This window comes from Bacillus luti (assembly GCF_001884105.1).
Classification (GTDB): Bacteria; Bacillota; Bacilli; order Bacillales; family Bacillaceae_G; genus Bacillus_A; species Bacillus_A luti.
In genome coordinates this window covers 1-19,862 of the sequence record NZ_MACI01000063.1, presented here as the reverse complement: position 1 = coordinate 19,862, position 19,862 = coordinate 1, and the positions used below count along the sequence as shown (strand labels likewise).

The following is a 19,862-nucleotide window of genomic DNA, read 5'->3' as shown; positions in this document are numbered from 1 at the left end:
GTCGTATCATCATAAATGGAATAAATTCTATGATGAAATATTGAAGGAAGCCGTTGCAATAAAATAATATTGTTTTTTGTTATATTAAGATGTTTGGGAGGGTGTTCCTTATTTTATCAAAAAGTAAAGTTGTCTTTAAAAATGAAGGAATATTCGGAATTGAAAGTGGAGAAATGGACATTAAAAGAAACGATTAATTATGCGATGAAACAATGTGTATTTCATAAAAAAGAACGAGATTTATATGAAGAAATAGTCATAGGATTATATTTGCGTATAGATACATGTGTAAGACACCAGCCGAAAGATTTAGAAGAGTATTTAGTAGCTTGGCGTTATTGGGTGACTGAAATTGAGCCGACTTTGGGGGAGATAGTGAAATGAACATTGCAGAAGCGAAAAAGGATTTAGCAATCAAAACGAAGAGAGGATTACCAATTATATTAGCTGGTGTTTTATTTTGGATAGTTATGAGTATAACGGGCTTTGTCCTTTCGGAAAAACAAGTAGTGTGGGTATATTTAATCGGTATGGGATGTGTGTTTCCTTTCGGCTTAATGATAGCTGCTATATTGAAAATTGATATGTTTGCGAAAGGAAATCCGTTAGGGATTTTGGCAGGATTAATTGGTGGGATAAATGTATTGAATATTCCGCTTGTATTACTTGCCTATTTTCAATTTCCAGAGTGGTTACCTTTTGTAGTAGCGATGTTAATAGGTGTCCATTTTGTACCGTACGTATGGATTTATGAAAGTAAAAGTTACGGTTTATTGTCAGTAGGAACTGTATTCGTAACGTCAGTTTGCGGGATTCTTTTTGCAGAAAAAGGATTTATTGTAATTCCATTATCGGTTACAGCTGTCTATTTACTTACTTTTATAAGTTTATTGATTGAAAATAAAAAAGCAGATCATTATCAACAAAAATCAGCTTAATAAAAATATAGGGATAGGGGAAATGATTATGAAAAATTATGTTTGTACAACGTGTGGCGTGCAGTATGCAGCGGGTGTAGAAGAACCTGTGAGTTGTCATATTTGTGATGAAGAGAGACAATATGTGAATCCGAAAGGGCAGTCTTGGACGACGCTAGAAAGCTTACAAACAGGTGATACATATAAAAATGAAATAATTGAAGAGGAAAATGGGCTTTATAGTATTACGACAAAACCAGGGTTTGCGATTGGTCAAACGGCATTTGTAGTGAAAACAGAATCATATCGTTTACTATGGGACTGCATTACTTATTTAGATGAAATGACAATTGCGAAAATAAAAGAGCTTGGCGGATTAGATGCAATTGCATTGTCTCATCCTCATTATTATTCAACGCAAGTAGAATGGGCAGAGACATTTGATGTACCAATTTATATACACGAAGATGATAAAGAGTGGGTGATGCGCCCGAGTAGTCGCATAATTTATTGGTCTGGAGAGACTTTACAATTAGCTGATGGCTTAGTTATTCATCGTTTAGGAGGGCATTTTAAAGGGGGATCTGTCTTACACTGGGAAGAAGGTAATAATGGAAAAGGAATTTTGTTAACAGGTGATATTATTCAAGTTGTAGCGGATGAGCGCTGGGTAAGCTTTATGTACAGCTATCCGAACTTAATTCCATTACCAGCGAGAAAAGTGGAAGAAATGGTGAATCGAGTGAAGCCGTTACAGTTTAATCGTTTATACAACGCTTTTCATCGGGTAGTAAAAGAGAATGCAAATGAGGCAGTGGAACGTTCTGCTGAAAGATATATTAAGGCGGTAGAAGGAAAGTTATTTCATACGTAAAAAGTAATTTGATAAGCAGCAAAGCACGGGATGCTTTGCTGTTTTTATAGTGCTGAAATGTCGTTATTTGTTGGTACGTCGATATAATTTCATATACTAAAAACAACGAAAAGCAAAGCGATAGCGCTTTGCTTTTTATTGTTTTTAGTAGTCAGTCTAGAAATGCTTGTTGCAATGCTTTCAGTCCATTACTGTAAATACCATGAAACAGATTTATTGCCTCTTCATCACTAACCTCAACAGGAGTGAACGTACCAGACCACTCTACTAACGATGTGTTACTTTCAGTACTTTCTCTCACCTGGATTGTAGATAGATAATTAGTGACTGGGAATGGTGCGTTCATGATTGAATACGTGTAGTAGCGTTCTTTTTCATTGAATACTTCTAAGCGTTCTATAATCGTATCACCATCTGGATTAGCTAGGTGACGTACACGACCGCCTTCAGTTAATTTACTGCTAGGTATATAAGGTAACCAGTCTGGAAGGGAGTTGAAACCTCCGATTAATTGCCATACTTGTTCAGGTGAACCGAAAATTTCCATAGATGTAGTAGTATGTGCCATGTTCATTACGCTCCTTTTTATATCGATATTTGCGAGCAAATAATAAGTGGGGGATGACCCCACTTATTAAGGTTTCAAATTATTTTACGTTGATTGGTAGTGGTGCATTAGGTGCTACTAGTTTTTGTTCGCGCATTTCTTCCCAGAATGCTGCTGGAATTATTGTGTTTAAGGCGTTTTGATCTTCTACAATTCGTTCCGGTTTACTTGCACCAGGAACAACAGCAGCAACCGCTGGATTCGCTAGTGAAAATTGTAATGCTGCAGCTTTGATGCTAATTTCGTGACGATCTGCAAGAGCTTTGATTTTCTCAACTTTTGCAATAATTTCTGGTGATGCTTTTTGATATTCGAAGTGAGCACCTCCAGCAAGAATACCTGAGCTATATGGGCCACCAACAACAATATCCATATTATGCTTTACAGCTGCAGGCATTACTCGTTGTAAGGCACGCTCGTGGTCTAGTAATGAATAACGACCAGCTAGTAAGGATATATTTGGCTGCGCTTCTTCTAAATCAAGCATAAGTTCAATTGATTCTACTTTGTTTACTCCAAGTCCCCAGCCTTTAATGACGCCTTCCTCACGTAAACGTGTTAATGCACGGAATGCTCCTGTTCGCGCTGTTTCAAATTGTGAAATCCACTCATCACCATAAAAGTCTTGTGCTAAATCATGAATGAAAACAAAGTCTAGACGATCTGTTTTTAAACGTTTCAAACTTTGCTCGATAGAACGAAGTGTTGCATCTGCGCTATAGTCATTGATCATTTTATTTTTACGACCAAATTCGAAAAGTCCGCCCTTTTCACCTAAATCACGTGCAGATGGATCTTCTAGTTCATCGGAAATAGTTCGACCGACTTTTGTGCTTAAAAAGTAATCATCACGATTTCTTTTTGATAGTGCTTCACCAAGACGAATCTCCGCTAAGCCAGATCCATAAAGTGGAGCTGTATCAAAGTAACGAACGCCATTCTCCCAAGCAGCATCCACTGTAGCGATTGCCTCTTCTTCTGGGATATTACGGTACATATTTCCTAGTGGTGCTGTACCAAAACCGATTTTTTCTTTTAGTAATTTACTCATTATAGATATCCTCCTAAAATGTATTTGAAAATCAATATATATATCATTTCATCGTCTGACAAAAGGCATGATAAAAGTATATAAACAGTTAAAAAAGTACGTTAGCACTGAAAGATAACATGGGTAATTTCTAACACTGCATGACTCACTCAACTCTTACACACGCTATTATGAATTGTATTTTACATAATAAAAAGTACGTACTTTAAAGTGCTATAGGTACTTTTTAGTACCGTACTACTCAATTGCTGTTTACGTATGCTATTATGAAACATGTTTAAAGGGATAAAAAGTACGTACTTTAAGGTGCTATAGATACTTAAAAGTAACATTTAAATGTTTTAGCTTATTTGTCTTATAAAATTATTAAAGGAGATTTTTATATGAAAACATACAATATTCCTGTAGAGGCGACTTTAGAGGTTATCGGTGGAAAGTGGAAAGTCGTTATCCTTTGTCATTTAAAGAAAGACAAAAAGAGAACGTGCGAATTAAAACAATTAATGTCTGGTATTACACAAAAGATGTTAACACAGCAATTACGTGAATTAGAAGAAGATGGTGTAATCGAGAGAAAAGTGTATAATCAAGTGCCGCCAAAAGTAGAGTATTCTTTAACGGATTACGGTCATTCATTAGATTCTATACTTGATTCTCTTTGTAACTGGGGAGAAAATTATCTTGAAAAGAATGGTAATACGTCTATGCTTATAACAGCAGCTGAATAAAGAAAGAAAAAACGAGCGAAAATACGCTCGTTTTTTCTTTTTGTATAGAGGGAGATTTTTAAACGGCATAATTACTTTTTTGTAATATAGGTACTTTTTTGTGCTGTAGGAACTAAAATGTTCCGTATAGAAAATTATCTGTTTTTACGCAACAATAGAGAAGAAATTTAGAAAAAAGGAGGGGAAATCGCGTGAAACAATATAATATACCGATAGAAGCAACTTTAGAAATTATCGGGGGAAAGTGGAAGGTTGTCATTTTATGCCACTTAACGAAAGGAACGAAGCGAACGAGCGAGTTGCAGCGTCTAATTCCTGAAATTTCTGTTAGAATGTTGACGCAACAACTACGTGAGCTGGAAGATGATGGTGTGATTACACGTGAAATCTATAAAGAAATTCCACCCCGAGTAGAATACTCCTTAACTGATTATGGGTGGTCTTTGCAAAATGTATTAAATCAATTGACCGTTTGGGGAGAACGGTGCATAGATAGAAAAAATAGTAAAGTTAAGTGACATCTATATATGTAATATTGAAAACATCACCTAAAGCCGAGGTGGGAATCAGAAAATGATTTCTATCTCGGATTTTTTTATATATAATTTCAAAACTAAAACTATATACTTTCGGTAATAAAAATATATAATAAGTATAGAATCGAAAATATATGAGCAAGGAAGTTGAAACATATGACACTAACAATGGGCTTTATTGGATTTGGAAAATCAGCTAACCGCTATCACTTACCGTATGTAAATACACGTGAAAATATAAAAGTAAAAACGATTTTTGTACGTCAAATTAATGAAGAATTAGCGGCTCCATATGAGGAGAAAGGTGTTAGTTTCACTACTGATTTGGATGAATTGTTGAATGATCAAGAAATTCAAGTGGTGACGGTCTGTACGCCAGCACATACGCATTACGAATTAGCGAAAAAAGTTATACTTGCTGGAAAATCAGTTATCGTTGAAAAACCATTTTGCGATACAGTAGAACATGCGAAAGAATTATTAGCTTTAGGACGAGAGAAAGGTGTAGTAGTTATGCCTTATCAAAATCGCCGTTTTGATGGTGATTTTTTAGCGGTGAAGCAAGTTGTAGAACAAGGATTCCTTGGTGATATCGTTGAGGTTGAATCGCATATTGATTATTTCCGTCCTGGTTCAATCACTCACGAAGGGCCAAAAGAAGAAGGTTCATTTTATAGCTTAGGTATTCATACGATGGACCGTATGATTTCACTATTTGGTCGTCCTGATACGGTGACATACGATATTCGTAATAATGAAGTGGAAGATGCGGTTGATAACTATTTCGATGTGGGTCTACATTACGGAAATCAGCTGAAAATTAAACTGAAAACGAACCATGTTGTAGCGAAAGATTATCCGCGCTTTATCGTTCATGGAACAAATGGATCGTTTATTAAGTATGGTGAAGATCAGCAGGAAAATGATTTGAAAGCGGGGATTATGCCTGAGAGTGCAGGATTTGGTGAAGATTCGCCGATGTATTATGGAATTGCTAAATATCAAAATGCAAACGGTGATTGGATTGAAAAACAAATTAAAACGCCGCTTGGTGATTACGGTCGTTTCTATGATGCAGCGTATGAAACAATCGTAAATGGTGCACCTAAACTTGTGAAAGATGAAGAAGCGGTAACGAATATTGAAATCTTAGAAAACGGATTTGCTGCTCCATCACCTTCAGTTTATAAACTTGAGGCTTTAAACTTGAATGAATAGAAGAGGGAATACAGCATAAAGGAGGTATGGAAATGGCAAGTGGATCAACACAAGTAAAATACCTCGGCATTTACCAAAAAATTAAACAGCAGATTTTAGACGGTGAATATAAAATTAACGAAAAAATTCCAAGCAGTCCCATCCTTGCTGAAGAATTTGGCGTTTCAGTCCTTACCATAAAAAAAGCGCTGGATCTGTTAGTTAGAGACGGCTACATCATCCGCCGGCGCGGAAGTGGAACAGTCGTTCAAGATTGGCGGCAGCAGGAAAAGGCACGAATGATTCAAACTTTAACAGGTACGAAAGCTGTTTACGGCAGTGAGGTAGAAAGTGAAATTATCGAATTTACGATTGTCGGTGCCGATGAAATAATTGCTGAAAAATTGGGCATTTCAGTCGGGGATTTTGTATATAAAATCATCCGCCTCCGCATCATTCACAGTATCCCAACGATTATGGAGCATACATGGATGCCTATTTCGGTCATACCGGGTGTTGAGGTTTCTGTTTTAGAGGAGTCGATATATTCACACATTCAAAATAAACTAGGTCTTGAAGTAGGAACATCCGTTGTTAGGGTCAAAGGGGTTCGTCCAGATGATAGGGAAAAGCAGTTTATGAGCTTAACAAATCATGACTTTTTAATGCGAGTCGAACAAGTAGCCTACTTGACTGATGGACGAACTTTTGAATACTCTTATGCTGATCATCTGCCAGAAACCTTTGAATTTGAAACAGTTATTACTGCAAAAAGTTATAAAGAGGTATAAAAAATAGGTTGGGGCACGTATTGCCTCGACCTATTTTTTGTCTTCAATATAGTTATAATAGAAACAGTTATTATTCATCGGCTGTAATAAGCATGGATGTGTTCCCGTTTTTTTCAAGATGAACTTCGCCCCAAGTGCAGAGGGAATCGAGTATGGCTCCTAAAGACGAACCGTAATTAGTTAAAGAATACTCTACTTTCGGTGGTACTTGGTCATATACTTTTCTTTGAATTACATCATCTTCTTCTAATTCACGTAATTGTTGTGTTAACATTTTTTGAGTAATACCAGGCATTAAACGCTTTAATTCGCTCGTTCTTTTTGTTCCTTTCTTTAAATGGCAAAGGATAACGACTTTCCACTTTCCACCAATAACTTCTAAAGTTGCTTCGACAGGAATATTATATGTCTTCATAAAAAAACTCCTTTGATAAATTTAGATTACAGTTTTGGGTGTACATACTAAAATTATTTCTTTTTAGTGCCTATAATACCTTAAAGTGCGTACTATTTATTGTGCTAAATATTGTTCATAATAACCGATGTAAGAGAGAAATAAGCAGAACTGTACTAGAAAATACATACGTTACTTTTTAGTACCTATAACACTTTAAAGTGCGTACTTTTTATTATGCTAAATATATTTCATAATAGCACATGTAAGTAAGAAATGAATAAAATGTATTTTGAAGTGCATTGGAAATTGGTTCGCTATAACACTATGGGGAAATTCAAACAAAAAAATGATTAATTATTCCAAGACTTAACAGTTGATTAATTGAACTGTAAAGTTTAGAATTACAGTAAGATTTTTAGAAGTGAGTTGTTATCGTCTGTAAAATGTAGTTTCAATCAATTTATAGAAGAAGCATGAAACGAATAGTAGAAATAAACGAAACATTGCTGAATAAATAATATTACGTGTATTTGATTCTAAACTGTAATTTTTTTTAATACATTTCAATAATTGATATTTAAAATGTACGTTTCATAAAGAACATTAAAGGAGTGAGTGAAATATGGTGGTTTTATATACAACAGCAAGCTGTGGTTCATGTCGAAAAGCAAAAGCATGGCTTGAAGAGAATCAAATTGATTATACTGAAAAAAACATCGTATCCAATTCTATGACAGTGGATGAACTTAAATCCATTCTTCGTTTAACAGAAGAGGGTGCTACTGAAATTATTTCAACTAGATCCAAAACTTTTCAAGACTTAAATATAAATATAGATGAGCTTTCGCTGAATGAATTTTATAAATTAATAATTGAGCATCCACTAATGTTGCGTCGCCCAATTATGCTGGACGAGAAAAGATTGCAAATTGGTTTTAATGAGGAAGAAATTCGAAAATTTTTACCACGTAGCGTTCGAACATTCTTGAACATTGAACTGCAAAAGTTGGCTAATTAATAAGTAATAGTGTGAAAGGAAATTTTTTGAAAGGAGTAAACAGAAGATGATAGAAGTATGTGTTACAGTCAATTATAACGATAGAAATTATCAAACAAATGTTATTGTAAGCAAAGATACGATATGGACAAAAATTAAACAATTGGCAGAAGAACAAGTTAAGAAACAATGGAGTCTTTAAATGTATTTTTAATTTAAAAAGCTAAATGAAGTTATGGAATCTATTTTTTTATGCTACGTGTGGTTCTTATATATTTTAACGTCTGGCTAACCTATCTGTAATATTTATGGCTACAGTATGTTAATATATGAAAAACAATATTTTTTGATTGTAGGAGGAAAACAATGAACAGCGACTTTACCTTGGCCATACACAGTTTAACTTATTTAGCTTTACAACCAGACCGGATGTCAACAAGTAGTGCTATTTCAGAAAGTGCAGGTGTCCATCCAGTACGCATTCGCAAAGTGCTAAGTTTGTTAAAAAAACATAAGTTTATACAATCAAAAGAGGGAACTGGTGGAGGTTTTATTTTCGCTTGTGATTTAAGTGAAGTTAATCTTTGGCATATTTATCAACTAACCTCTGAAGGTGCTTTGCAGCCTAAGTGTCCTGAATCAAATGGTCAATGTATTGTGGGTTCGAATATGCGAAAAGTTCTTTTCACTATTTTCTTAGGTGCAGAAGAACATCTAGGTGAATATTTAAAGAATTATACAATGAAAGAAGTTGTTGATCTTATCAATCAAGAACGTTAAGCGACTTAATGGCTATATAGCCGTGAGTTCTTAACATTTAAATGTAATAAAAAATAATACAGTTTAGTTTTTATATCTTGTTTAGCGTCACGAAAAAATAAATTGTAAGAAGGTGAAAAGTATAATGTCAAATAATAACCATGTTTTAAAAGTTGGAGATTGGGTTCGTGGAATATCAAATGAGGGTGAATTCATACTTGGTTACATTGTATCACTTGATGAAGTGGAAGATGTAGTTACAGTTAGTATTGTGAAACGTGACGACAAGTACACAAACAATGAAGCGATTTTACTCTTTAGTAAACACGTTAACAAACTCCCTGAATCAAAAGCAATCAATAAGGAGCAAATCCTTTATCTTATAGACCTTGCGTTATTAACAGGAGATGAAGAATGGTTTATTGAGCTTTCTGCAAAATTGAACTCGATAAAAGAGCTAGTTAATGGGGGATTTTAAAGCGTACATTCGGTATTTTTGATAGGGTGGATTGTGCAATAATATCATCTCTTTTGTTGCATTTTAATAAAAGAGGTGATTGATGGTATGAAAATAAAAATAATTAGTATCATATGTTTTCTGAGTTTTTTATTACCCTGTATTTCCACTCAAGCAATTGTAAAAAAAGAAAATAATAGAAATGAAAGCTTTGACATAGATTTAACCGGTTATGAACTTTATTCGTTTGGTGACTTTAATCAATTAGGTTATAAGATAACGCCACTTACTCAACTGTTTTTAGGTATAGTTCAAACAGAAGGTGAGTGGATTGATGAACCACGATTATATATTAAGGGAAATAAAGGTTATTTTCATCTTTGGAAAGCAGATGGTACAAATGTTCTTTATACCGTTGAAAAGAGCGGTGACTTTTGGAAGATTATAGATGTGAAAAGAAAGAAAATCAACAGAATACCTGTACCAAAACAGTTTTTAAAAGAAGTAGTCATGAATCTCTTATTAGAGCCGATAAGTAAAGAAGTTGAAAACTATTATAAGGAACTAAAACTATGGGATCGAGGTTCTGAAAAAATACTTGAAATAAAAAAAGACGAAGTAAACTCTATTTTCTATGTAACTGTTCAAATTCAAACCTTTGAGGGTGCACACAATCCGCCTTATGGAGAGGATACAATTACTTTTCGTATAAAAGGAAATGATGTAAAAACGATTAATTACAAACATAGAGATATTCCTGAAGAAGAGTTGAAAAAACTCGAATTAAGATGACATTGCATTGAGTTGTTTGCACACCTCTGATAATAATTGTTATGTAAATAAGCTGCCCGATATGGGCAGCTTATTGTATTTTTGCGTTTAGCGTAGTTTTTTGTAAAATGTTAGCGGTCCTCTTATTGCCATCAAGTAAAAAACGTAGCTTCCTAAAAATGTATATGAATGCAATATCGATAATATATATCCTAAAAATTGGTTGGTACATTTAAAAAGATATTTCTTTTTAACCACATTAATTATTTATTAGAATATCTTTTTTAATTAAAATAATTTTTTTTGACAAAGAAGAATATAAGTATCTTTATAATGAGTAACTTGGATAAATAATATATGACTGTATTTTATGCTAATTCATTTAGTTTTAAGCGATAGGAACAAGGGTTGAGTGCTAACTGTAAAATGTTATCCATGTAAAATTATATCCAATTAATATTTCTGAAAATATAAAAATATTAATTTTATAAATATACACGTTATAATGAGGGCGTCGAGAGAAAATTTATTATCTCTGGAGAAAATATAAAAAATGCGATGACTAGTAAGAAAGGTGTGTGATTAGAGGCAAAATGTATGTAAAGCGCTTTAGTGGCTTGTGTAAACAATAGCATTAATACTGACGAAGTTATTAAAGTTAATGCACGGAGTCGAGAGACAAATGCCTCACAAACTAAGAGAGGCCGGTTTATCTGAAATTACTGTTAAAAGTAAAAAGAGGGAAACCATTAAAGTAATAAACAGTTAGTAGAAACGTTGTAACGCATTTAGGAAATCTATTCTATATTTTTCTCTTAGCGGGTCTTTATATAAATGGTCAGTATTTTGAGTAAACTATTTTGTGAACGCTAACAATTATATAAAGATGCCGACTAGCGAATGTTTCAATGTGGATTAATTTTGATGAAGGTCATACAATGTGGGGCAACTTGTAAGACATTCATTTTTTCTGGAAAGGTAAATGTTCGTTAGCCATAAAGAGAGAGGTAAGAATAGGAGATAAGGGGGATTTATTATATGAACGGGAATACTGCAAAGAAAATAGAAGTTCAAGCTGAAAATACCGCAGTAAAAAATGAGAACTATCTAGATCCAAAAAAGTGGCATAAGCAAGATACTACTTGGGCACTGAGTCTATTTGGAACTGCTATTGGAGCAGGGGTGCTCTTTTTACCGATTAATGCAGGTTCAGGTGGTTTATTATCATTACTGTTAATTACATTACTTGCATATCCGGTTATGTATTATTCACATAGGGCGCTTGCTAAAATGATATATGCTTCTAATTCTGCTGATGAGGGGATCACAGGTACAATTAGAGAGTATTTCGGAAATAAAGCAAGTATCATTTTTAACATCGTATATTTCGTTTCAATTTATACAATCGTATTAATGTATTCGGTTGCGCTTACAAATACTGCAAGTAGTTTTATCGTGCATCAATTGCACATGCCAGAGCCTCCAAGGGCTATTCTATCTCTTGTATTAGTGCTTGGTCTTATCGCTATACTAAATTTCGGTCAAGATATTACCGTGAAAATAATGAGTATGCTAGTGTATCCATTCATAGCTTCTCTACTGTTTATCGCAATATCTTTAATTCCACAGTGGAATACGTCAATGCTTAGTTTTTCAGCTGTTTCTACTGCTTCAACAGGAACAGGGTATTTTGGAACGATATTAATGATTCTACCAATCATCGTATTCTCATTTAATCATTCACCTATGATTTCATCATTTGTTGTGAAACAGAGAGCTACGTATGGAATCGAAGCCACTGATGCGAAATGTGCGCAAATCCAAAAGGCTTGTTATATCATGACATTCGCGGTTGTTATGTTCTTTGTGTGGAGCAGTACATTGAGTTTGACTCCAGATGATATTAAAATGGCAAAAGAGCAGAACTTATCAATCCTTTCATATCTTGCTAATGAGCTTAATTCGCCTGTAATCACTATTGCAGCTCCTATCATTGCTTTTGTGGCTATTACAAAGTCTTTCCTTGGCCATTATATCGGAGCATATGAGGTAATGCGTGACGTGATTATGAAGTTTGGTAAAACACGTGGAAAAGATATAGAAGAAAAAACAATTAAGACAATCATCCTTACTTTTGTCGTATTAACATGCTGGTATGTTGCTTATGCAAATCCAAGTATTCTTGGCATTATTGATTCTCTAAGCGGTCCATTAGTTGCTGCTATCTTATGTCTATTACCGATGTATGCGATCCGAAAAGTACCAGTACTAGCTAAATACAAAGGGAAAATGAGTAATGTATTTGTTATTATTGTAGGTGTACTTACTGTTTTAGCGAGTATTAAATCATTATTCTAATTCACGATTGTTGATTTTAGTGTCAAAGTAGTGGAATATGAAATATCTATTTTTGGACAAACTTCTCACGTTGGAGAGTTTGTCCTTTTTATTTAATCTATCAACAAACAGCCACCTTTCAGATAAGGTGGCTGTTTCGGTATATAGGAGTGTTTCTTTGATCAGAAAAGAATCTAGTTTCGGCTAGGTTCTTTTTATTTTTCGTTTGTCTTGATACAAAAATTTGATGAATTTGAATTACAACCATTGAGCAAAAAAAGTTTGATATGAAAAATGTTATTCTTTAGTACATACATTTTTAAGATGTTAAATATATTTCATAATAGTCTCTGTAAGATAGGGATAAGTAGAATAGTACTTTAAAGTACCTATAGCACTTTAAAGTGCGTACTTTTTATAACTTTGAATATCATTCATAATAGCACCAGTAAGAAGAAAACAAGCTTTACGGTACTAGTTACCAACGATGTTACAGCATTTTATTCAGAATCAGATTGATTGAAAGGTTGTACTATATGGCCTAATAATTTCAAAAAATGCCGCAGTGGCATAAAACAATTATGGAGGTTAAAGATATGAGTACTTCAAATTTGAATGAAATAAGTAAACAAATTTTAATAGAAGAGGAAACACTTCAATTTTCTTCTTTTACAAATGAAGATGCCTTGCAAATAGGTTTATTTATTGTTGAAACAGCAAAGCGAGAGGGGAAATTGATTGCTGTTGATATAACGAAAAATGGTGTGCAATTATTTCATTTCAAGATGACAGGGACAAATGAGGAAAATACGAAATGGATTGAGCGTAAAAAACGAGTCGTTTCCCTGCATGATCGTAGCTCGTATTATATGCAGATACAAAGTGAAATAACTGGAATTTCATATAATGAAAAATATCTTTTAGATACTTCGGAATATGCTGCGTTTGGTGGGTGCTTTCCTATCAGAATAAAAAACGTAGGGGTTATTGGAATGATAACAGTTTCAGGATTACCGCCAGAAGTAGATCACGAATTGGTAGTAAGAGCAGTTAAAAATCATTTGAACCAATAGTTGTAGATAGTGAATAAATAATTAACTTTAGGGGGCAATACTATGCCATTAATTGAACTAAATACTTGGCCAACCATGTCAACAGAAGAAAAGAAGGAATTCATTTATAGTGTAACGGAACTTACAATAAAACTATTAAAAATTGTCCCTGACAAAATTCAAGTGTTGATAACGGAACTTGAGAAAGAAAATTGGGGGAAAGCTGGGGCTGTAGCAAATGATGCTACCTTTGCTGAGAAAAGTAGGGTGTCCAATTGGGAGACAAAAGAGTCTTACGATACACCGGGTCGTAACGTTGATGGAATGGCTATTATTAAGATTGATATATGGAATACATTTGATCAAGATACAAAGGATAAGTGGGTAAACGAACTTACACAAGTGACATCTAAATATACTCATGCACCTTTGGATAAAGTGCTAATTCTTATTCGTGAAATGATTCCAGGAAACTGGGGGCAAAGTGGTGTAACGGGAGCTAATGCAGATTTCCTTTCCAAAAGTCGTACATTTTAATGATTAAATAAAAAGGCAAAAACGAACATATTTCTGTTCGTTTTTGCCTTTTTTGATATTTGTCTGCGGTAATAAATATAATCCTTTATATTTTTGAGCAAAATAAGCTAGGTTATGTAAATGTTACTTTTTAGTACCTATAGTACTTTAAAGTACGTACTTTTTATTATGTTAAATATCATTCATAATAGCACATGTGAGAGGGAAACAAACTTTATGGTACGAGTAATTAACTATGTTACTTATTAATACCTACAGCACTTTAAAGTATGTACTATTCGTTATGTTACACGTATTTCATAATAGTACTTGTAGGAGAGAGACAAGCTTTACGGTACTAAAAAGTGCCTATCGTACTTTAAAGTGCGTTCTTTAAAAAGAGAATGAAACCATTCATAATAGCGTTTGTAGAGATTAAATATATTTTTTGAAAGATAAAAGGGCCTTTTTATCGCACTATTATGATAGGAATTATAGGGAAGAGGGGAAACTCAATTGAATTCATATACAGCATCGTCCTCAGAAGTTCAGACGAATCGAAGAAGTATATTTGCGTTATTAGCGCTAGCAATTAGTGCGTTCGGGATTGGGACAACTGAATTTGTTAGTGTCGGTTTATTACCATCTATTTCGGAAGATTTACATGTGTCGGTTACAACAGCTGGTTTAACAGTTTCTTTATATGCGTTAGGCGTAGCGTTTGGTGCTCCAGTATTAACGTCATTAACAGCTAATATGTCACGAAAAACGTTATTAATGTGGATTATGATTATTTTCATTATTGGTAACGGAATCGCAGCGGTAGCAACAAGCTTCACTGTATTACTTATTGCGCGAATTGTTTCAGCGCTTTCGCATGGTGTGTTTATGTCAATTGGTTCAACAATTGCTGCGGCACTCGTACCAGAAAATAAGCGTGCTAGCGCGATTGCCATTATGTTTACTGGCGTAACAGTTGCAACTATTACCGGGGCACCAATTGGAACATTTATTGGTCAACAATTTGGCTGGAGAACATCATTTTTAGCAATTGTGGTAATTGGAATCATTGCCTTAATCGCGAATAGTATTCTCATTCCATCTAATATGAAAAAAGGTACGTCTGTATCATTTCGCGATCAGTTTAAATTGATTACGAACGGAAGGCTGTTACTTGTTTTTATCATTACTGCATTAGGATATGGGGGAACATTCGTAACATTTACGTATTTATCTCCGTTATTACAAGAAGTAACAGGATTTAAAGCTAATACGGTTACTATCATTTTATTAGTGTATGGAATCGCCATTGCAATAGGGAATGTGATTGGCGGAAAATTATCGAATCATAATCCAATTCGAGCGCTATTTTACATGTTCTTTATTCAAGCGATTATATTATTTGTTTTAACATTTACAGCACCATTTAAAGTAGCTGGGTTAATCACAATTATTTTTATGGGACTATTCGCATTTATGAATGTTCCAGGGTTACAAGTATATGTCGTAATGTTAGCTGAACGATTTGTACCGAGTGCTGTCGATGTTGCATCGGCAATTAATATTGCGGCGTTTAATGCTGGGATTGCTCTTGGTGCTTATTTAGGTGGTATTGTAACGAATTCGTTAGGGTTAATTCATACGGCTTGGGTAGGCGGCATTATGGTAGTAGGTGCTGTTATTTTAACAGCATGGAGTATGTCATTAGAAAAACGAGATCAAGTAAAATAAAAGGAGAGAAAATAAAATGAAAAACTTACAAAGTAAAGCGGTATTAAATAACGGTGTAGAAATGCCTTGGTTCGGTTTAGGTGTATTTAAAGTAGAAGAAGGACCAGAACTTGTAGAAGCGATTAAATCAGCAATTAAAGCAGGATACCGTAGTATCGATACAGCGGCGATTTATGGAAATGAAACAGCTGTAGGTGAAGGAATCCGTGCTGGTATTGAAGCGACTGGAATTTCAAGAGAAGAATTATTTATCACTTCAAAAGTATGGAACGCAGATCAAGGATATGAAGAAACAATTGCTGCATATGAAGAGAGCTTGAAAAAATTAAAACTAGATTATTTAGATTTATATCTTGTTCACTGGCCTGTAGAAGGAAAATATAAAGATACGTGGAGAGCGTTAGAAACACTTTATAAGGAAAAGCGTGTACGTGCAATTGGCGTAAGTAACTTCCAAATCCATCATCTGCAAGATGTAATAAAAGATGCAGAAATTAAGCCGATGATCAACCAAGTAGAATACCATCCTCGTTTAACACAAAAAGAATTACAAGCTTTCTGTAAAGAACAAGGTATTCAAATGGAAGCATGGTCACCACTTATGCAAGGTCAATTATTAGATAATGAAACATTACAAGCAATTGCTGAGAAACACGGCAAAACAACAGCACAAGTTATTTTACGTTGGGATCTTCAAAATGGAGTAATTACAATTCCGAAATCAACGAAAGAACACCGCATTATTGCAAACGCTGATGTATTTAATTTTGAATTAACGAAAGAAGATATGGAAAAAATCGATGCATTAAACCAAAATCATCGCGTTGGTCCAGATCCTGATAACTTTGATTTCTAATAGAAACTATAAAAAAGAGTGCAAAAAATTGCGCTCTTTTTTATAGTTTCTATTCAATAAAGTGTTTCTATTTATGACTTTTGAATTATTTTAGGCTATGTGGAAAACTGATTTTAAAATAGTATAAAGTTTGACATAAAATAATGCATTCTATAATATATATGCTATAGCATATATATTATAAGTTATTTGGAGGTGGCATATGGACTTATATGATTTAACAGGATATCTTGTTCATCGTACTGATGTGAAGTTAACAAATTATATAAGGTAAGTTATTATCACATATTCCTTATATAATTTATCTTTTATATGCCATAGCATATAAAAATCATTTCTTAACTGGTAATGTTCAAAATTTAAATAATATAGTAGAGAATTTATGAAACGAGGAGATTTTAGTTATGGAAAAATTCATATTAGCGTTTGATAGAGAACTTGTAATTGCAGAAAAAAAAGACTCAACATGGAGCGTCCAATCGCAGTTTGTAGGTGCTAATCCAGTTGCTTTAGCTTTAGATCCATACGACCAAGAAAGAATGTATTGTGGTACTTTTGATAGGGGATTATGGAGAAGCAAAGATGGAGGAAGTTCATGGGAAGCGATTGGAACTTTACCTTCTTTTGGTGAAGTGTTCTCAGCCAATGCTATTCATATGAGAGCTATTACAGCAGTTTCTGTATCTCCAGAGAAGGGTGATGACGGTAACGGGATTGTCTATGTAGGAATTGAACCGAGCGCCATGTTTGTATCCAAAAATGGAGGAGACAGTTTTGAATTGCTAACGGATTATCGACAAATGCCATCGTATTCATCATGGTTCTTTCCTCAAAGAACATATACGCACCACGTAAAACATATTGAAATTGATGCTAATAATCCAGAAACTATTTATACAACGATTGAGGTTGGGGGATTAATTAAAAGTGTAGATGGCGGTATGACGTGGACTGAGGAAAAAGAGGGGAACTACCCGCAAGATATTCACGTTCTTAAATCGCATCGCAATGCCCCAAATCGTTTATACGGGGTGTTAGGTGATTCATTCTTGAAAGAACCAGGTCAAGAATATGCGGAGAGTAATGATGGAGGTAAGACTTGGAACTATATGTGTAGTGGGCTAAAGCATCATTACGCATATCAAATGGCAGTTAACCCAAATGATCCGGAAAATATTATTATCGCGACATCTTCAAATCCACATGTAGCGCATGATTACAATAATGGAAATTGTGAATCATTTATTTATAAGAAAGAAAAAGATCAGCCTTGGGCAGAGATGAATGCAGGTTTACCAACTCCTAAAGGCACAATCATACCAGTATTAAAGGCAACAAGTGATGGAACGTTTTATCTGTTTAGCAATAAAGGAGTGTATCAGTCAGTAGACGGTGGTTCAAATTGGACATCATTAGAGATTCCTTGGGAGAATAGATTTATGGAACAACATCCTTATGAGATGTTAATTATTAAATAAGTGACGAGTATGCTTTCTACTACAGTTCATTAGTAATATTTAGTTAAATTTAAAATGTACAAAGCCAGGTAGCATGAATTATTCATGCTACCTGGCTTTTTTGACCATCAATTTAAGGTTATTTTCATATTTGTGTAAATATGAAACACGCAGGATACATTAATAGAGAATGGGTAAAATAGTACCGAATAATGACTAGATATTATCAATAATGTTATAAGGCTTTTTTTAGGACAACTGAAGGATGAAGTGTGTTTAGATTCAGAGTGATTGGCAATGGGTGTGTTATGAAGTTCAATGATTCAACAATGGACTCATTTAAACGCATATTATCTTCGGGATGTATCATTTTGAAGAATATTAAAACTTAGGAGGAAATAAATTATGACAAAAGATTTCTATACTGCACTGAAAGAAAGACGTACTTACTATGGTATTAATAAAGAGGTACAAGTATCAGATGAAAAAATTAAAGAAATCGTGGAGTTTGCTGTGAAATATACGCCTTCAGCTTTCAATTCTCAAACTGCGCGATTAGTTGTATTATTTGGTGAAGCTCATGATAAATTATGGGATATTACAACTGAAACATTAAGAAAAGTAGTTGGAGATGGAGATTTTTCAGGAACGCAACAAAAAATGGATTCCTTTAAAGCTGGTTATGGAACAGTACTATTCTTTGAAGATGAGTCTATCGTTAAATCGCTTCAAGAAAAATTTGCTGCATATGCTGAAAACTTCCCAATTTGGTCACACCAAGCATCTGGTATGCACCAGTTAGTTGTGTGGACAGGTTTAGAAGCAGAGGGATTAGGAGCATCTTTACAACATTATAATCCACTAATCGACGATGAGGTAAAACAAGAATGGAATGCCCCTACTAATTGGAAACTCATTGCACAAATGCCATTTGGTAATCCAACAGCTGCACCAGGGGAAAAAGAATTCCAACCGCTTGAAGAGCGTGTGAAATTTCACAAATAATTAACTGTCCTCTAAAGGATAATTTAAAATTAATATCCTAATTAGGATGAATAAATACAAATATTTTTGTTAAAAAAGAATCCATTTTCAATATGGATTCTTTTTTATGTAGTAGAAAAATATTCGTATTTATAGATTAATTAGTAATGCTTTGAGACGCATATATTTTATATAGAGGAGAAACAATAATTTCTAGAGACAGGGATGTAAAAGTGAGTATGTAGGAGGAATAGAGGTGATGCAAAAATGGATATTTTATTAGCGATTTTACCAGCGTTATTTTGGGGAAGTATTGTACTCTTTAACGTTAAATTGGGCGGAGGCCCTTATAGTCAAGTACTTGGAACAACTTTTGGTGCACTTCTTTTCTCAATAGGTATTTATATTTTTGTAAAACCAGTGTTAACGCCTATGGTAATTGGAGTAGGAATTGTATCAGGGTTATTTTGGGCATTGGGACAAGCTAATCAATTGAAAAGTATTGATTTAATTGGGGTTTCTAAAACAATGCCTATTTCAACCGGGATGCAATTAGTTTCAGCTACTTTATTTGGGGTAATCGTATTTCATGAATGGTCCACAACTATGTCTGTGATATTAGGTGTTTTGGCACTTATTTGTATCATAATTGGAATCGTTCTCACGTCACTCCCAAATTCAGAAGAGAAACAACAAGCGCAAGCAGGAAACTTAAAAAGAGGAATTTTAATTTTATTGGTGTCTACTTTTGGCTATTTAGTTTATGTAGTCGTAATACGATTATTTAATATAGACGGATGGTCGGCGTTATTGCCGCAAGCAATTGGCATGGTGTTAGGTGGAATCC

22 protein-coding genes and 1 pseudogene are annotated in these 19,862 nt (G+C 34.2%); 20 read left to right on the top strand and 3 right to left on the bottom strand.

Going from position 1 to position 19,862, the window contains the following annotated elements:
• Positions 1 to 183 precede the first annotated feature (183 nt).
• The 3 genes and pseudogenes from BAQ48_RS14840 to BAQ48_RS14830 all read left to right on the top strand — a co-directional run.
• A pseudogene (locus BAQ48_RS14840) lies at positions 184 to 384 on the top strand (aminoglycoside phosphotransferase family protein); the annotation flags it as partial.
• The gene (locus BAQ48_RS14835; protein ID WP_071711662.1) at positions 381 to 938 is read left to right on the top strand and encodes a DUF7010 family protein; all 558 of its coding nucleotides are present in this window, start codon (positions 381 to 383) and stop codon (positions 936 to 938) included. The pseudogene BAQ48_RS14840 and the gene BAQ48_RS14835, both read left to right, overlap by 4 nt.
• Positions 939 to 966: 28 nt before the next feature.
• Positions 967 to 1,791, top strand: a complete 825-nt coding sequence (locus BAQ48_RS14830; RefSeq protein ID WP_071711661.1) for an MBL fold metallo-hydrolase — start codon at positions 967 to 969, stop codon at positions 1,789 to 1,791.
• 151 nt (positions 1,792 to 1,942) lie between these two features.
• Here the strand turns inward: BAQ48_RS14830 and BAQ48_RS14825 are convergent, their stop codons facing one another.
• Both BAQ48_RS14825 and BAQ48_RS14820 read right to left on the bottom strand, forming a co-directional pair.
• Positions 1,943 to 2,359: an SRPBCC family protein gene (locus BAQ48_RS14825; protein WP_071711660.1), complete on the bottom strand. Its 417-nt coding sequence runs from the start codon at positions 2,357 to 2,359 to the stop codon at positions 1,943 to 1,945.
• Positions 2,360 to 2,438: 79 nt separating this feature from the next.
• Positions 2,439 to 3,449: an aldo/keto reductase gene (locus BAQ48_RS14820; protein ID WP_071711659.1), complete on the bottom strand. Its 1,011-nt coding sequence runs from the start codon at positions 3,447 to 3,449 to the stop codon at positions 2,439 to 2,441.
• Between the two features lie 383 nt (positions 3,450 to 3,832).
• Between BAQ48_RS14820 and BAQ48_RS14815 the strand changes: the two genes are divergently transcribed.
• The 4 genes from BAQ48_RS14815 (at position 3,833) to BAQ48_RS14800 (ending at position 6,701) form a co-directional block, all read left to right on the top strand.
• Entirely contained in the window at positions 3,833 to 4,177 is a 345-nt protein-coding gene (locus tag BAQ48_RS14815; protein WP_071711658.1) for a winged helix-turn-helix transcriptional regulator, read from the top strand.
• A 191-nt stretch (positions 4,178 to 4,368) separates the two neighbouring features.
• Positions 4,369 to 4,695 (top strand): winged helix-turn-helix transcriptional regulator, encoded by a 327-nt coding sequence (locus tag BAQ48_RS14810; RefSeq protein WP_000816333.1) that lies wholly within the window; start codon positions 4,369 to 4,371, stop codon positions 4,693 to 4,695.
• Between the two features lie 174 nt (positions 4,696 to 4,869).
• Positions 4,870 to 5,931, top strand: a complete 1,062-nt coding sequence (locus BAQ48_RS14805; protein ID WP_071711657.1) for an oxidoreductase — start codon at positions 4,870 to 4,872, stop codon at positions 5,929 to 5,931.
• A 32-nt stretch (positions 5,932 to 5,963) separates the two neighbouring features.
• Positions 5,964 to 6,701: a GntR family transcriptional regulator gene (locus BAQ48_RS14800; RefSeq protein WP_071711656.1), complete on the top strand. Its 738-nt coding sequence runs from the start codon at positions 5,964 to 5,966 to the stop codon at positions 6,699 to 6,701.
• A 70-nt stretch (positions 6,702 to 6,771) separates the two neighbouring features.
• Here the strand turns inward: BAQ48_RS14800 and BAQ48_RS14795 are convergent, their stop codons facing one another.
• Positions 6,772 to 7,116, bottom strand: a complete 345-nt coding sequence (locus BAQ48_RS14795; RefSeq protein WP_071711655.1) for a winged helix-turn-helix transcriptional regulator — start codon at positions 7,114 to 7,116, stop codon at positions 6,772 to 6,774.
• Positions 7,117 to 7,720: 604 nt separating this feature from the next.
• Here BAQ48_RS14795 and spxA point away from each other — a divergent pair.
• From spxA to BAQ48_RS14730, 13 genes are all read left to right on the top strand, one after another.
• Positions 7,721 to 8,116: a transcriptional regulator SpxA gene (gene spxA / locus BAQ48_RS14790; protein ID WP_000261181.1), complete on the top strand. Its 396-nt coding sequence runs from the start codon at positions 7,721 to 7,723 to the stop codon at positions 8,114 to 8,116.
• Positions 8,117 to 8,162: 46 nt separating this feature from the next.
• Positions 8,163 to 8,297 (top strand): BA3454 family stress response protein, encoded by a 135-nt coding sequence (locus BAQ48_RS14785; protein WP_000573531.1) that lies wholly within the window; start codon positions 8,163 to 8,165, stop codon positions 8,295 to 8,297.
• 164 nt (positions 8,298 to 8,461) lie between these two features.
• Positions 8,462 to 8,875 (top strand): Rrf2-family transcriptional regulator SaiR, encoded by a 414-nt coding sequence (gene saiR, locus BAQ48_RS14780; RefSeq protein WP_071711654.1) that lies wholly within the window; start codon positions 8,462 to 8,464, stop codon positions 8,873 to 8,875.
• A 121-nt stretch (positions 8,876 to 8,996) separates the two neighbouring features.
• The gene (locus BAQ48_RS14775; protein WP_071711675.1) at positions 8,997 to 9,332 is read left to right on the top strand and encodes an IDEAL domain-containing protein; all 336 of its coding nucleotides are present in this window, start codon (positions 8,997 to 8,999) and stop codon (positions 9,330 to 9,332) included.
• An 87-nt stretch (positions 9,333 to 9,419) separates the two neighbouring features.
• Entirely contained in the window at positions 9,420 to 10,103 is a 684-nt protein-coding gene (locus tag BAQ48_RS14770; RefSeq protein WP_071711653.1) for a DUF3888 domain-containing protein, read from the top strand.
• 1,017 nt (positions 10,104 to 11,120) lie between these two features.
• Positions 11,121 to 12,440 (top strand): aromatic amino acid transport family protein, encoded by a 1,320-nt coding sequence (locus BAQ48_RS14765; RefSeq protein WP_071711652.1) that lies wholly within the window; start codon positions 11,121 to 11,123, stop codon positions 12,438 to 12,440.
• Positions 12,441 to 12,976: 536 nt separating this feature from the next.
• Positions 12,977 to 13,492, top strand: a complete 516-nt coding sequence (locus tag BAQ48_RS14760; RefSeq protein WP_116758521.1) for a heme-degrading domain-containing protein — start codon at positions 12,977 to 12,979, stop codon at positions 13,490 to 13,492.
• 42 nt (positions 13,493 to 13,534) lie between these two features.
• Entirely contained in the window at positions 13,535 to 14,008 is a 474-nt protein-coding gene (locus tag BAQ48_RS14755) for a tautomerase family protein (RefSeq protein ID WP_071711650.1), read from the top strand.
• A 495-nt stretch (positions 14,009 to 14,503) separates the two neighbouring features.
• The gene (locus BAQ48_RS14750) at positions 14,504 to 15,718 is read left to right on the top strand and encodes an MFS transporter (protein WP_071711649.1); all 1,215 of its coding nucleotides are present in this window, start codon (positions 14,504 to 14,506) and stop codon (positions 15,716 to 15,718) included.
• Positions 15,719 to 15,734: 16 nt separating this feature from the next.
• A complete protein-coding gene (locus BAQ48_RS14745) occupies positions 15,735 to 16,574 on the top strand; it encodes an aldo/keto reductase (protein ID WP_071711648.1) in 840 nt (279 codons plus the stop codon).
• 404 nt (positions 16,575 to 16,978) lie between these two features.
• The gene (locus BAQ48_RS14740; RefSeq protein ID WP_071711647.1) at positions 16,979 to 18,052 is read left to right on the top strand and encodes a WD40/YVTN/BNR-like repeat-containing protein; all 1,074 of its coding nucleotides are present in this window, start codon (positions 16,979 to 16,981) and stop codon (positions 18,050 to 18,052) included.
• A gap of 384 nt (positions 18,053 to 18,436) precedes the next feature.
• Positions 18,437 to 19,036 carry a nitroreductase family protein gene (locus BAQ48_RS14735; RefSeq protein ID WP_071711646.1) on the top strand — a complete coding sequence of 200 codons (600 nt, stop codon included), beginning with the start codon at positions 18,437 to 18,439 and terminating at the stop codon, positions 19,034 to 19,036.
• Between the two features lie 246 nt (positions 19,037 to 19,282).
• The coding region (locus tag BAQ48_RS14730) for a GRP family sugar transporter (protein ID WP_071711645.1) at positions 19,283 to 19,862 on the top strand (580 nt) is incomplete at its 3' end.